Here is a 13,067-nt window from a genome sequence, read left to right as displayed (position 1 = left end):
GCGCCACGAGGGGGCCGAGGAACAGGCCGAACGGCGGGCCCCCGGTGCTGTGGTGGACGCGGTGCGCGTCGCGGACGCGCGCGAGGTACGGGATGCGCGCGAGGCCCGAGACCGGGAGCCGCCGGTGGACGAGGCCGTCGTGGACCAGGACGTAGGCGATGCCGAAGGCCGTCATGCCGAGCCCGACGCCGAACGCGACGTCCCGCAGCGGGCCCGGCGCGCCCGCGCAGCCGTGGAGGATGAGCCCGGTCGCGACCGGGGCGTGCAGGAGCGAGAGCGCGTCGTTGCGCTCGAGGGCGCCGCGCCGCTTCTCGTGGTGGGAGCGGTGCACGCTCCAGAGGGCGCGGTGCCAGACCTTGCCGTGGAGGAGCGCGGCCCACCCCTCCATGGCGGCGAAGGCGGCGAGCGCCGTGACGACCCAGATCGCGAGCGAGAGCGTCATCGCGCGGCCTCCTCGATCGAGAGTATAGGCTCCTCCAGGGAGCCGGGGTGATTCCAGCGCGCAAGCATCGGTGGTTCAACGCGTGGTTCGCGGCGCACGCCCGCTCGCGGATCCAGGGCACGTTCGGCGCGGTGCTCGCGCGGGGGGTCGACGCGGCGCGCGCCCTCGCGGCCGAGGCGCCGCTGCTCCTCGTCACGAACCACGTGTCGTGGTGGGATCCGCTGGTCATCCTGCACGCGTCGCAGCACCTGCTCGGCGTCGACGGCCACGCCATGATGGCCGCGGACAACCTCCGCAGGCTGCCGTTCTTCGCGCTGGTCGGGGCGTTCGGCGTCGATCTCGACGAGCCCTCGGACGGCTCGGCCGCGATCCGGTACGCCGCGCGCCTGCTCGATCGGCCCGGCCGCGCGGTGTGGATCTTCCCCCAGGGGCGGGAGCGCCCCTCGGACGAGCGGCCGCTCGGCTTCCGCGCCGGCGCGGCCCAGATCGCGCGCGTGGCGCGGCGGGCCGCGGTGCTGCCCGTCGCGCTGCGGTACGAGCTCGCCGGGGAGGAGCGGCCGCGGCTGTACCTGTCGATCGGCGAGCCGGTGCCCGCGGCGCGCGACGTCGAGGCGGCGCGCGCCGCCCAGGAGCGCGCGGTGACCGCGGAGCTCGATCGCATCCACCGCGCGATCGGCAGGGCGGCCGACGCGCAGGGGCCGCCCCTCGACGTCGACGGCTTCCGGTGGGTGCACCGGGCGGAGCCCTCGGTCGTGGGGCGGGCGGCGGAGCGGCTCCTGGCTCACTGGACGAGGCCGCGCGCGCCGCTCACGCCTCGGCTTCCCGGAGGAGGCCGCGGCGATCGATCGTGAACCGGCCGCTCCGCCAGACGACGGTGCGGGTCGACAGCGCCCGGAGGAAGGCCGCGCCGAGGACGAGGTCGGCGAGCCACGCGTCGGCGGCCGCGGAGAGGAGCGTGGCGCGCCGGCCGGCGACGCGCGCGGCGAGCGCGGCGACCGCGACGCGGCTCGGGACGGCGATCGCGACGGCGAGCAGCGCCGGCGCCGCGGCGACCGGGGCCGAGAGCGCGGCGAGCGCGGCGATGAGCGGCGTCGCGAAGAAGAGCGCGGGGTAGCTCGCGAGGAGCGCGGGGCGCTGCGCGCGGATGACGGTGATCCAGCGCGCGTAGCGGGCGATCACGTCGCGGAGGCTCCGGCCCGAGGCGAGCGAGCGCGCGACGAGCGGCGCCGCGCCGACGGCCCCGCGCCGGGCGAGGATGCGGCGCGAGAGCTCCATGTCCTCGCCGAGGTGCGCGGTCAGCGCCGCGAACCCGCCCGCGCCGGCGAGCGCGCCGGCCCGGACGGCGAAGAGCTTGCCGACGAGCCCGCGCGGATCGAGCCCCGCGAGCAGGGGGAAGGCGTGGAGCGAGCCGCCGAGCACCGCGGCCGAGGCGCGGTCGCCGAGCGAGCCCGCCTCCGCGACCTCGACGGGCGGCGCCCACACCGCGTCGAGCGGCGCGGGGCGCGCGCGGTCGGAGAGCGGGGCGACGAGGGCGTCGAGGTCCACGCCCTCGAGGTCGACGTCGCTGTCCGCGACGAGGACGACGTCGAACGGCGCGGTCTGCCGGGCGATGACGGCGGCGAGCTGGCCCGCCTTGCGGTTCGGGCCGGCGGGCGCGGTGAGCGCGACCTCGGCGGGGATCCCGGAGGCGCGGAGCGCGTCGGCCGCGGCCGACGCGGCCGGCAGGGCGCCGTCGCCCGCGTCCGCCACCGCGAGGACGCACCGCGCGGCGGCGGACAGCCGGGCCCGGGCGAGCGAGCCGAGGGCCCTCGCGAGGTGAGGCTCGTGGCCGGCGCAGGGGCGCACGACGAGGACGCGGAGGCCGCCGGCCGCGGGCGACGGCGAGGCGGCCGCGGGCGACGGCGCGCCCGCCCCGCGCCGTACGGCGCGGCGGGCGGCCTCGGCGGAGACGCTCGCGACGACGAGCGCCCAGGCGAGGGGCAGGTGGGCGGCGGCGTGGAGCAGCGCGCTCACGCCGCCCTCCGCATGCGGAAGGGCAGGAGGAGCTGCACCCACGGGCTGGCGAAGCGGTCGAGCGACAGCGCCTCGTGGACGACCGTCGCCGGCGCGCCGCCGAACGTGGCCGCCGCCAGGGAGCGCGCGTAGAACGGCGTGTCCTCGTACGCGCGGAGGAGCCGCGGCGTGGAGCCCGGGTCGGCCGCGATGTGCCGCTCGAGGCCCCAGCGCGTGTCGCCGAGCGGCCGCGGCGCGAGCGGCGGGAGGTCGCGCGCGCCGCCGCCCGCGTCGAACGCGCGCCCGAACAGGAGGCGCGTGCCGTCGCGGCGCCGGACGTCGTAGGTGAGGGCGATCCCGTCGGCCCCGACCGCGCGCGACCAGGTCCAGCGCTCGAAGGCGCGCTCGAGCGGCTCGTCGCCCGCGTTCGTGTCGAGGTAGGCGCTGCCCGTGAAGCGCAGCGACGGGTGCGTGAGCTCGACCTCGGCGCGCGCGATCGGCGCGACGGGCGCCCAGCGGTGCCGCCCGCGCCCGTCGAGCGCGATCTCGGCCGGGGCGCCGGCCGCGCCCGGCGCTGGCGCGGCCGGGCGGAGGCGCACCGCCCCGGAGAGCCGCGACGGGAGGGGCGCGGTGATCTCGTCGAAGGCGACGCGGAGCTCGCCCCCGGACCACTCCATCAGGCTCGGGCCGATGGCGAGCGACCGCGGCGACCGGAGCACGGCGCGCCGCGGCCGCTCGGTGAACGCCCAGCGATCGGCGCGCGGCCCGTACAGCGCCACGTTCATCGAGCAGTGCATGAGCGGGTCCGCGGCGCCGCGCGCCCGGGCCCTCGCGTAGTACGGCGAGAAGACGCTCCCGAGCAGCGCGATGATCGTGATCGCGCTCCTCCGATCGTCGCTCACCGCGTCCAGGTACCACCAGGCGTAGCCGCCGCTCGGGATCTCGAGGTCGAAGCGAGGTCCTCCATCACGCTCTCCGCCGCGAGCCGGCCGCTCAGCGCCGCCATCGGCACCCCCGCGCCCGGGTGCACGCTCCCGCCCGCGAAGTACAGCCCCGGGAGCTTCGAGCGCGACCCCGGGCGCGAGAACGGGGAGGTCCACCCGTGGGACGCCGGCCCGTACAGCGCGCCCCCCGTCGCCGGGAACATCCGCTCGAAGTCCGCCGGCGTGGTCACCACGAGGGAAGGGCCCGCGCTCCTCAGCGAGAGGCCGAACCGCTGCAGTTGATGGAACACGCGCTGCTCGCATTCGTGGATCTCCGTGGATGAGGGGGTGTGGATATCACCGGTCGCGGGGGCGTTGACGATGAAGAACAGGCGCTCCCCCGCGCGCGCCCCCGAGGCGCCCGCGCCCGGCCCGGGCCCGGCCGCGCCGGGCTCCGGCGAGGGCCCGGGCCCGGCCGCGCCGGGCTCCGGCGAGGGCTCGTCCCAGCGGTCCTCGGCGCAGGCGTAGATCGTCGCGTCGCGCGGCACGGCGCCGCGCTCGAACAGGTCGCGGAACTCGGCCTCGTAGTCCGACGAGAAGAACACGTTGTGCCGGACGAGGGGGAAGCCGCTCACCTCGGCGACCAGCGCGAAGGTCATGGCCGAGAGCGAGCGCGGGGCGTCGCCCGGCGCCTTGCGGGCGGCGCGCTGGCCGAACAGGCCGCTCCGGAGGGCCGCCGGGTCGGCGTTCATCACGATCGCGTCCGCCGCGAGGCGCTCGCCGCCCTCGAGCACGACGCCGGTCGCGCGGCCGCGGCCCTCCTCGATGGCGGCGACGCGCGCGCCGCAGCGGAGGGTCGCCCCGGCGCGGGTCGCGGCCGCGGCGAGCGCCTCGGCCACCCGGTACATGCCGCCCTGGGGGAGCCAGACGCCCTCGCGCTCCACGTGCGCGATCACGCTCAGCGTCGCCGGCGCGAGGTACGGCGACGAGCCGCAGTAGGTGGCGTACCGCCCGAAAAGCTGCCGCAGACGCGCGTCCGCGAAGAAATCCCCGAGCGCCCGGTGGAGCGTGCGGTGCCCGTCGATCTTCATCAGCCCGCTGACGCCCAGGCTGCCCGCCGCGCTCAGGATCGTCCTCAAGGTGGGCCGCTCCGCGCGGAGGAACGGCCGCTCCACCGTGTCGAAGATGTCGCGCGCGTACCGGCAGAACCTCCGGTATCCGTCCGCCTCCCGCGGCCCCGCCAGCGCGCCGATCGCGTCCGCGGTGCGCCCCTCGTCCGCGAAGAGATCGAGCCGCGAGCCGTCGGGCCACGCGTGGCGCGCGAGCGTCTCCGCCGGCCGGAGCGGCACCTGGTCCTCGAAGCAGAGCCCGAGCGACGCGAAGAGCTCGTCGAAGACCCACCGCATGGTGAGCACCGTCGGCCCCACGTCGATGGGGCGCCCCCCGAGCGTCACCTCGCGCATCTTTCCGCCGACGCGCGCCCCCCGCTCGAGTAGCACGACGTCGAGCCCGCGCGACGCAAGGAGCGCCGCCGCGGTCAGCCCGCCGATGCCCCCGCCGATCACCACGACGCGCCCGCTTCGGTCCGCCATGGGCCCGGAGTGTACTCCCGGAGGGTCTATTGTCCATGGTTTGTTTAACCATGATCAAACCATTGACATGCTCACGGGGATCGCCGAAGCTGGCGCGATGGACCCCGAGCGTCGGAATGAGCGTCGGATCGAGCGTCGGATCGAGCGTCGGATCGAGCGCACCCTGCTCGTCGCGATGGAGTCGCTCTCCTCCCCTGCGTCGCCGCCCGGGCTCGTCGCGGCGACGCGCCACGCCGTCTTCCCTGGAGGCGCCCGCATCCGGCCGCGGCTCTGCCTGGCGGTCGCCTCGGCGTACGGCGATCCCGCGCCGGAGGTCGCCGACGCCGCGGCGGCGGCGATCGAGCTCATCCACTGCGCCTCCCTGGTGCATGACGATCTGCCCTGCTTCGACGACGCGCCGGTCCGGCGAGGGCAGCCCTCGGTCCACCGCGCGTTCGGCGAGCCGATCGCCGTGCTCGCCGGCGACCAGCTCATCGTGCTCGCCTTCGATGCGCTCGCGCGCGGCGCGTTCCAGGCGGTGGCGAGCGGGGTCGCGGACGCGCGGCGGGCGAGCCGGTTCTTCGAGGTGTTCGCGGCCGGCGTCGGGATGCCGCAGGGGATCATCGCGGGGCAGGCGTGGGAATCGGAGGCGAAGGTCCCGCTCTCCGCCTACCGCCGCGCGAAGACGGGCGCGCTCTTCGAGGCGGCGGCGGTCCTCGGCGCGCTGTCCGCGGGCCAGGACGGGGCCGGCTGGGGGGTCCTCGGGCAGCGCATCGGCGAGGCGTACCAGGTGGCGGACGACGTGCTGGACCTGATCGGCGAGCCGGAGGACATGGGCAAGCCGGCCGGCCGCGACGGAGCGCTCGGTCGGCCGAACGCGGCGCTGGAGCTCGGCATCCCGGGGGCGGCCCGGCTGCTCCAGCGGCTCATCCAGGACGCGCTCGACGCAGTTCCGCCGTGCCCGGGAGCCGATCACGTCCGTTCCTGGGCCGTCGAGCTCGGTGACTGGCTCCTCCGCGTCTGCCGCGGGCGGGCGGCGGCGATCCCGACCACGAGCTCCGTGTAGCTGGAGGGAGCGGGCGCGACTCGGGGGCTGCGGCTTCGTCGATTTTCATCCCCACGGACAGCGGTCCGTCCCTCCGCGCGGACAGCCTATCGAGGGCTGCGGAGCGTGAGGGGGATCGAGCGTGGGCTCATGATGCCCGTCCAAGGCTGATGACATCATGAAAGAGCAGCTCTGTCGGCCTCGCAGCGTGACGTCGGGTGGATCGCCCGGACCACCTCGGGAATCCCCGGAAGCGTCGTCGAGCTGCGATAGAGGTCCTGTGCCCTGGCTCGACGATCTCGCTTCAAGGTGGCATTCTCGACGGGCCTGTCCGCTCCTGTCGCGGTGGGCGTGGGGCGGTGATGCGGCGCTGCGGCGCTGCGCCCGCGTCGGGTCAGTTCGACTGTGTCGTGATCCGCGAACAGGGGGATTCGGGATGAGGGCGACCCGGGAGCAGCACGCCACCATCGTTTCTCGCAAGCTCGAGGCCGACAGCCCAGGAGGGATGCGCGAGGCGATCTCCTCCGTCGAGCAGCTCGCGCGCGTGGCGCGCGGCCGCCTCAGGGACCGGGTGGTGGACGTCGGCTCGACGAGCGCGGGGCGCCGGGGCGCGCCGAGGAGCGCGGGCTTCGCTCGCCCGAGCGCCGTGCCGCTCCAGGTGTCGCGGGCGCTGCTCGACCGGCACCAGCTCGCGGCCCACGCGCTCGCCCACCTCCACGCGGAGATCGAGGCCTGCCGCGCGCTCGCCACCTGGGCGTACGAGGTCGGCGACGGCCCGGCCCGCGCCGTCGCCGAGGCGAACGCCGCGACGGCGCTCCTGTCGCTCCGCGGCGGCGTCGACCTCGGCGGCGGCGAGATCGCGCCGCTCGGCGAGCTCGAGCTCCACGACGACGAGATCGCCAAGGCCATCGGCCACCCCGCCGTCGCGGCGTGGGCGCGCGACGCGGGCTCGGGCGCCGCCGTCGCCGCGCTCGCGCGCCTCGCCGCCGAGCAGGGCATCCCCGGCAAGGGCGGCGCGGAGGACGAGCGCATCGGCTGGATCCGGCACAACATGCGCGACTTCGTCGAGCGCCTCGTCGAGCCGCTCGCCCCCGAGATCCACCGGCGCAACGGGCTCATCCCCGAGTCGGTCATCCGCCGCATGGGCGACTTCGGCGTGTTCCGGCTGGCCATCGCGCCCGAGCACGGCGGCGACGGGCTCGGCACGGGCGCCATGGCCGCCGCCGTCGAGGAGCTCGCGCGCGGCGCGCTCGGCTTCGGCGTGCTCGCCATGACCGCCTCCATCGGGGCCGACCTGCTCGCCCGCTCCGGCACCGACCTGCAGCGGAGGACCTGGCTGCCCCGCCTCGCCGCCGGCGAGGCGCGCTGCGCCCTCGCGCTCTCCGAGCCCTCGTACGGCTCGGACCTCGCGCGCGCCGCGGCCCGCGCCGAGCGCCAGGCCGACGGCAGCTATGTCCTCACCGGCAAGAAGGCGTGGGTCACCGGCGCGTCCCGCGCCGACCTCGTGCTCACCCTCGCCAGGACCACGGCGCCGAGCGGGCAGGGGGCGCAGCCGCTCGGGCCGAGCCTCTTCGCGGTCGCCAAGCGGCGCGGGGCGCCGGGCGAGGACTTCCCGGACGAGGGGCTCGGCGGCGTCGAGGTGAGGGCGCTCGGGCAGCGGGGCATGGGCCACTACGAGCTCCGGATCGACGGGCTGCACGTCGGCCGCGAGGCCCTGCTCGGCGAGCGCGAGGGCGAGGGGATCGCCCAGCTCCACCGGGCGCTCGCGGTCGGCCGCGTCCACGCGGCGGCGTGCGGGGTCGGCGTGGCGCAGTCCGCCCTGGAGAGCGCGCTCGGGCACGCGAAGGCGCGCGTGCAGTTCGGGGCGCCGCTCCTCGCCTTCCCGCGCGTCGCGCACCGGCTCGGGGGCCTCATCGCCCGGGTCGCCGCCGCCCGGCAGCTCACGCGCGCCGCCGCGCAGGCGGCGGACGCGGGGCGGCCGTGCGAGCTCACGTCGGCCATGGCGCACCTCTTCTCGGCCCGCGTGGCCTGGGACGCCGCCGACGCCTGCGTGCAGGTCCACGGGGCGAACGGCTACGCCGACGGCTCGCTCCCGGCGCGCCTCCTGGTCGACGCCCGCAGCCTCGCCATCCACATGGGCACGCGCGAGGTGCTGGCGCAGAGCATCGCGCGCGCCCTGCTCGAGGGGGCGCTCCCCTGAGCGCGCCCGGCGCGGGGGCTGTCGCCCGCGGAGCGCGTGTGCCATGCTCGCGCCGCGCGATGATCCGCTCCCCTCGCTACGGTCGCAAGCTCGACGATTTCACGATCGGCGCGGTGTACGCCCACCCGTGGGACGTCACCGTGGACGAGGGGATGCTCGCCCTCTTCGCGGCCTCGTTCCAGGACGCGCTCCCGACCTACGCGAGCCGCGTCGCGGCCAGGTCCGTGGGGCTCAGGGACCGGCCGGTGAACCCGCTCTTGCTCCTCAACCTCGGGATCTCCTTCAGCGTCCACGACGTGAGCGAGCAGGCGATCGCGCACCTCGCCTACATCGACGTCCGGTTTCCGCACGCCTGTTACCCGGGCGACACGCTGCGCGCGAGCTCGATGGTCATCGGCAAGAAGCCGGTGTCCACGGGCGACAAGGGCGTCGTGCACGTCCGGACGCAGGTCGTGAACCAGGACGGGCTGCTCGTCTGCTCCTTCGAGCGCAAGGCGCTCGTGCCCCCCGGCCGCGTCGCGGAGCGCCCCGCGGACGCGCCGCACGACGTCGTGCAGCCGGACGCGCCGCCGGGGCGCCTCCCGAAGGAGCTCGAGGGCCCGCTGCCGCCGCCGTCGCGCCGCGGCGGCTTCGCCAGGTTCTGGGAAGATTTCGAGGTGGGCGACGTGTTCACCCACGAGGTCGGCCGGACCGTCGGCGACAGCGAGCACATGCAGCTCGCCACGCTCCTCCGGAACTCCCACCCGCTGCACCTCGACGAGCAGTACTGCCGCACGAGCTCCTTCGCGAAGACGCGGGTCGTCCACGGCGGGCTCGTCCTCTCCTGGGCGCTCGCCCTCTCGAGCCGGGACACGGCCGGCAGCGCCGTCTGGGACCTCGGCCTCGACGACGGGGCCCACCCGAGCGGCGTGCTCGCGGGCGACACGCTCTTCGCCGCGTCGAAGGTCGTCGCCCGAGGCGAGGCGGGCCCGGGCGCGGGGAGCGTCACCTTCCGGATCGTCGGCGTGAAGAACACCCCCCCGCGGGCGCTGATCGGGCAAGGCGCGGACCTGTTCACCCCCGAGCTCGGCAAGACTGACGGCCGGGTCAGGGAGAAGGTCGTGGAGATCACGAGGACGTTGCTCGTGCGGCGGCGAGGGTGAGCTCGCGGGCGGCGGGCACGGGCTCCACAGCGAGGGCGCAGGGCGAGGCGATGCTCAAGATCAAGAAGATCGATCACGTGGCGGTGGCGGTGGCGGACGTCGACGAGGCGCTCGCGCGGTACGAGCGGCTGCTCGGCGTGGAGGGGCGCGCGCGGGAGGTCGTGGCGTCGCAGAAGACCGAGGTCGCGCTGCTGCCGCTCGGGGAGACGTGCATCGAGCTCATCTCGCCGAAGGGCAACGAGGGGCTCGCGCGGTTCCTCGAGAAGCGGGGGCCGGGGCTCCACCACATCGCCATCGAGGTCGAGGGCATCGAGGCGGCGCTCGCCGCGCTGAATGCGCTCGGCGTGCCGCTCATCGACGAGGCGCCGCGGATCGGCGCGCGGGGCCACAAGGTGGCGTTCCTGCACCCGAAGGCGACGGGGGGCGTGCTCGTCGAGCTGGTCGAGGCGAGCGCGCCCGCGGGGGGCTCGGGCGGCCCCTGAGGGCGCTGCGCGCCGCCGGCGTCACCGGAGCCGCGCCGCCGGCGTCACCGGAGCCGCGCCGCCGGCATCACAGAAGAGGAGTCCCCCGCGCGGCCCGGCGCGGCATACAATGCGGGGCCATGAGCACCGCCGCGGCGCAGCCGGGACCGGGAGGGCCATGAGCTCGGGGGCGAGCCAGGAGCTCGACGCCCTCCGCGCCCGCGTCGCCGAGCTCGAGCGGGAGCTGTCGCGCGTCCGCGCGTCCGGCCAGCTCGCCCCCGGCGCGCGCGGGCCCGCGCCGGGGGCGGCTCCGGCCAGCGCGCCGGGCGCGTCGCTCGCGGGCTGGGAGGCGCGGCTCGACGAGGGCGAGCAGGCGGCGCAGGTGGGCAACTGGATCTGGGAGGTCGACCAGGACAAGCTCGTCTGGTCGAGGCAGCTCTACCGGATCCTGGGCCGCGATCCCGCGAAGGACACGCCGTCGACCGAGGCCTTCCTGCAGGCGGTCCACCCCGACGACCGGGAGCGGATGCGCGCCGGCCTCGCGCTCGCCCTGGAGATCGGTGACGCGGCGGGCACCATCGCGTTCCGCGTGCTCCACAGGGACGGCGCGGCGCGGGAGTGCCTCCTGAGCAGCCTGCCCATCGTCGACGGGGCAGGCCCGCCGACCCGGTACGTCGGCGCCGTCGTCGACCTCACCGAGCGCCGGCGCGCCGAGCAGGAGCTCCGCCGCAGCGAGCGCATGCTGAACGAGGCGCAGCGCATCGCGCGCGTGGGCAGCTGGTTCTACGACCTCGCGTCGCGGACCATCCGCTGGTCCGAGGAGCTCTTCCACATCCTCGGCGTCGACCCCGAGGCGCGCCCGACGTTCGAGCTCTTCTCGAGCCTCATCCACCCCGAGGATCGCCACCGGGTCTTCGGCGGCGCCGAGTGCGCGTCGCCGCTCGGCATCGCGAGCCCCGTCGAGTGCCGGGTCGTGCGCGCCCGCGACGGCGAGCTGCGGCATGTGCAGATGGCGGCGCAGCTCCTCACGGACGAGGACGGGGCGATCTCCGGGCTGGTCGGCACGAGCCTCGACATCACCGAGCGCCGGCGCCTGGAGGAGCAGCTCCTGCACAGCCAGAAGCTCGAGGCGATCGGCCGCCTGGCGGGCGGGGTCGCGCACGACTTCAACAACATGCTCACCGCGATCTTCGGGCACAGGGAGCTCGCGGTGCGCAAGGTGCCGCCGGGGTCGCCCGTCTTCGAGCACCTCGCGCAGATCGGCACCGCCGCGGAGCGCGCCGCGGCGCTGACGCGGCAGCTGCTCGCCTTCGCCCGCAAGCAGATCATCCAGCCGACCGTGCTCGATCCGAACGCGCTGCTCCTCGGGGTGGAGCCGCTCCTTCGCCCGCTCGTCGGCGAGGGCGTGGAGCTCGACGTGCTGCCGGGGAGCCACGTCTGGCCCATCCGCATCGATCGGGGGCAGTTCGAGCAGCTGCTCATGAACCTGGCCGTGAACGCGCGCGACGCCATGCCCGGCGGCGGCCGGCTGACCATCGAGACCGCGAACGCCAGCTTCGGCGTGGACGACGCGGAGCGCAGGCCGGAGGTGGAGCCCGGGGACTACGTGCGGCTCACGGTCACCGACACCGGCCAGGGGATGGAGGACGCGATCCAGGGCTACGTGTTCGAGCCGTTCTTCACGACCAAGGAGCCGGGCAAGGGCTCGGGGCTCGGGCTCGCGACGTGCCACGGCATCGTGAAGCAGCACGGCGGCCACATCTGGTTCTCCAGCGGCGCCGGCGTGGGGACGCGCTTCTCGATCTGCTTCCCGCGCGTGCGCGGCGCGCCGAGCGAGCTGCCGCCGAAGGCGGCCTCCGCCGCCGCCGGCGGGAGCGAGACCGTGCTCATCACGGAGGACGAGGCGCAGGTGCGCGATCTCTGCGTCGCCGCGCTGCGCTCGTTCGGCTACACGGTCCTCGCGGCGCGCAGCGGCAAGGAGGCGATCGCCCTCGCGGCCGCCGCTCCCGGCGCCATCCACCTGCTCGTGACCGACGTGATCCTGCCGGACATGCGCGGCCACGAGGTCGCCGCGGCGCTCGCCCGCGCGCGCGGCCCGCTGCCCGTCCTCTACGTCTCGGGCCACGCGGAGGACGCCACCGTCCGGAGCGACGTGCTGGATGGGTCCGCCCATTACCTCCCCAAGCCCTACACGCCCACACAGCTCGCGAAGGCCGTGCGCGCGGTGCTCGACGCCTCCGCGCTCTGTGCCTGGGCCCCGGGCACCTGCGACGGGTCGGCGCCGGCCACGGTCGCCGAGCGCCTGCCGTGAAGGGGCCCTCGCGCGGCCGGGGCCTCCCCTCCGATCCAGGCGCCGGGGTCCGAGAGGGTGGTAGCCGGGCGGACAGCGCGCGGCCGTCTACGACGCTCCGGGCTGGCCCCAGCCCCGGGGGTGCATCTATCCTGGACGGGCGGTTTCCGCGATGAAGATCCGGGGCTCAGCGCTCATCCACGCGAGGACCTATCTGCGGACGCGGTGGGGGAGCCAGGCCATGTCCATCCTGGACTCCAAGCTGCCCGCGGACGTCCGCGCGGTCTTCGCCTCGCCCGACCTCGTGCCGCACAGCTGGTACCCCGTCGCGGTCTGGAACGTCGTCGCGGACGAGATCTCGCGGTGGCCCAACCGGAGCGGCGTCGTGCGCGATCTCGTGGCCTACGTGGCGGAGCAGGACCTGACGCTCGCGCACAAGGTGCTCCTCAAGCTCGGCACCCCCGCGCTCGTCATGCGGCAGGCGGGCGTGATGTGGGGCATGTATTTCAACGGGGGTCGGCTCGCCCCCCTGGACGAGGGGGAGCGGTTCTTCCGCCTGATCCTCTATCTCGGCGTCGATCCCCAGTCCGACCCGGGGCGCCAGACCTGCAAGGAGGCGGTCCCGGCGTGGCAGGAGACCGCGCTCCGGCTCTCGGGGGCGCGGGGCGGGCAGAGCCTCCACACCAAGTGCCGCTTCGAGGGGCACCCCACCTGCGAGTACGAGATCCGCTGGCTCCGTTGAAGGGAGCGGTGGTCGCCCGCTTCGGATACGGGCCCACCTCGACGTTTTCGGTGCTCGGCGTACGTGAGTACGCCTGCGCGCCGAAAACGCCGATCTGGGCCCGTCTCCTGTGCGGGCGACCGCCGCTCCGTGGCGCATGGAGAGGCGGAAATCTGCACGACTGCGGGAAGTTGCCCCGGATCAGCGGAAGAACCGCCATGGCGCCAAGGCCGCCAAGAGGAGAGGGGGAGGGCCGTCCCAGCATTTCCCCCTCCTACTC

10 protein-coding genes and 1 pseudogene are annotated in these 13,067 nt (G+C 75.7%); 7 read left to right on the top strand and 4 right to left on the bottom strand.

The window, feature by feature from the left end; all coding sequences use genetic code 11:
- Positions 1-31 precede the first annotated feature (31 nt).
- Positions 32-442: pseudogene (locus tag WMF31_RS33170) on the bottom strand (sterol desaturase family protein); the annotation flags it as partial.
- A gap of 47 nt (positions 443-489) precedes the next feature.
- On the opposite strand from WMF31_RS33170, the gene WMF31_RS33165 reads away from it, so the two are divergent.
- Positions 490-1,293, top strand: a complete 804-nt coding sequence (locus tag WMF31_RS33165) for a lysophospholipid acyltransferase family protein (protein ID WP_129345214.1) — start codon at positions 490-492, stop codon at positions 1,291-1,293.
- Here the strand turns inward: WMF31_RS33165 and WMF31_RS33160 are convergent.
- From WMF31_RS33160 to WMF31_RS33150, 3 genes are read right to left on the bottom strand one after another with little or no spacing between them, the layout of a single operon-like run.
- Positions 1,250-2,455, bottom strand: coding sequence for a glycosyltransferase (locus tag WMF31_RS33160; RefSeq protein ID WP_436605783.1), 1,206 nt, complete (start codon positions 2,453-2,455; stop codon positions 1,250-1,252). The genes WMF31_RS33165 and WMF31_RS33160 overlap by 44 nt on opposite strands.
- Positions 2,452-3,336, bottom strand: a complete 885-nt coding sequence (locus tag WMF31_RS33155; protein WP_436605782.1) for a carotenoid 1,2-hydratase — start codon at positions 3,334-3,336, stop codon at positions 2,452-2,454. Before WMF31_RS33155 ends, WMF31_RS33160 begins: the two co-directional genes overlap by 4 nt.
- Positions 3,333-4,949 (bottom strand): phytoene desaturase family protein, encoded by a 1,617-nt coding sequence (locus WMF31_RS33150; RefSeq protein WP_129345220.1) that lies wholly within the window; start codon positions 4,947-4,949, stop codon positions 3,333-3,335. The genes WMF31_RS33155 and WMF31_RS33150 overlap by 4 nt, the downstream gene beginning before the upstream one ends.
- A gap of 97 nt (positions 4,950-5,046) precedes the next feature.
- Here WMF31_RS33150 and WMF31_RS33145 point away from each other — a divergent pair, with 97 nt between their 5' ends.
- The 6 genes from WMF31_RS33145 to WMF31_RS33120 all read left to right on the top strand — a co-directional run bounded on the left by WMF31_RS33145 (position 5,047) and on the right by WMF31_RS33120 (position 12,808).
- Positions 5,047-5,994: a polyprenyl synthetase family protein gene (locus WMF31_RS33145; protein WP_436605781.1), complete on the top strand. Its 948-nt coding sequence runs from the start codon at positions 5,047-5,049 to the stop codon at positions 5,992-5,994.
- Positions 5,995-6,409: 415 nt separating this feature from the next.
- Complete coding sequence (locus WMF31_RS33140; RefSeq protein ID WP_436605780.1) at positions 6,410-8,173, top strand: acyl-CoA dehydrogenase family protein; 1,764 nt, start codon at positions 6,410-6,412, stop codon at positions 8,171-8,173.
- 59 nt (positions 8,174-8,232) lie between these two features.
- Positions 8,233-9,315, top strand: coding sequence for a MaoC family dehydratase (locus WMF31_RS33135; protein ID WP_436605779.1), 1,083 nt, complete (start codon positions 8,233-8,235; stop codon positions 9,313-9,315).
- Positions 9,312-9,797: a methylmalonyl-CoA epimerase gene (mce, locus tag WMF31_RS33130; protein WP_436605778.1), complete on the top strand. Its 486-nt coding sequence runs from the start codon at positions 9,312-9,314 to the stop codon at positions 9,795-9,797. Before WMF31_RS33135 ends, mce begins: the two co-directional genes overlap by 4 nt.
- Positions 9,798-9,954: 157 nt before the next feature.
- Positions 9,955-12,087: a PAS domain-containing protein gene (locus WMF31_RS33125; protein WP_436605777.1), complete on the top strand. Its 2,133-nt coding sequence runs from the start codon at positions 9,955-9,957 to the stop codon at positions 12,085-12,087.
- A 220-nt stretch (positions 12,088-12,307) separates the two neighbouring features.
- Positions 12,308-12,808: a hypothetical protein gene (locus WMF31_RS33120; protein ID WP_436605776.1), complete on the top strand. Its 501-nt coding sequence runs from the start codon at positions 12,308-12,310 to the stop codon at positions 12,806-12,808.
- The last annotated feature ends 259 nt before the right edge of the window (positions 12,809-13,067 follow it).

Origin of the sequence: Sorangium sp. So ce1036, from assembly GCF_051369805.1 — a bacterium.
Taxonomy (GTDB): Bacteria; Myxococcota_A; Polyangia; order Polyangiales; family Polyangiaceae; genus Sorangium; species Sorangium cellulosum_F.
This window is presented reverse-complemented; position numbering and strand designations above follow the sequence as displayed.

Coding starts and splice junctions, on each gene's coding strand:
- WMF31_RS33150 (WP_129345220.1), bottom strand. CDS start 4,949: ATGGCGGACCGAAGCGGGCGCGTCGTGGTGATCGGCGGGGGCATCGGC.
- WMF31_RS33145 (WP_436605781.1), top strand. CDS start 5,047: ATGGACCCCGAGCGTCGGAATGAGCGTCGGATCGAGCGTCGGATCGAG.
- WMF31_RS33140 (WP_436605780.1), top strand. CDS start 6,410: ATGAGGGCGACCCGGGAGCAGCACGCCACCATCGTTTCTCGCAAGCTC.
- WMF31_RS33135 (WP_436605779.1), top strand. CDS start 8,233: ATGATCCGCTCCCCTCGCTACGGTCGCAAGCTCGACGATTTCACGATC.
- WMF31_RS33125 (WP_436605777.1), top strand. CDS start 9,955: ATGAGCTCGGGGGCGAGCCAGGAGCTCGACGCCCTCCGCGCCCGCGTC.
- WMF31_RS33120 (WP_436605776.1), top strand. CDS start 12,308: ATGTCCATCCTGGACTCCAAGCTGCCCGCGGACGTCCGCGCGGTCTTC.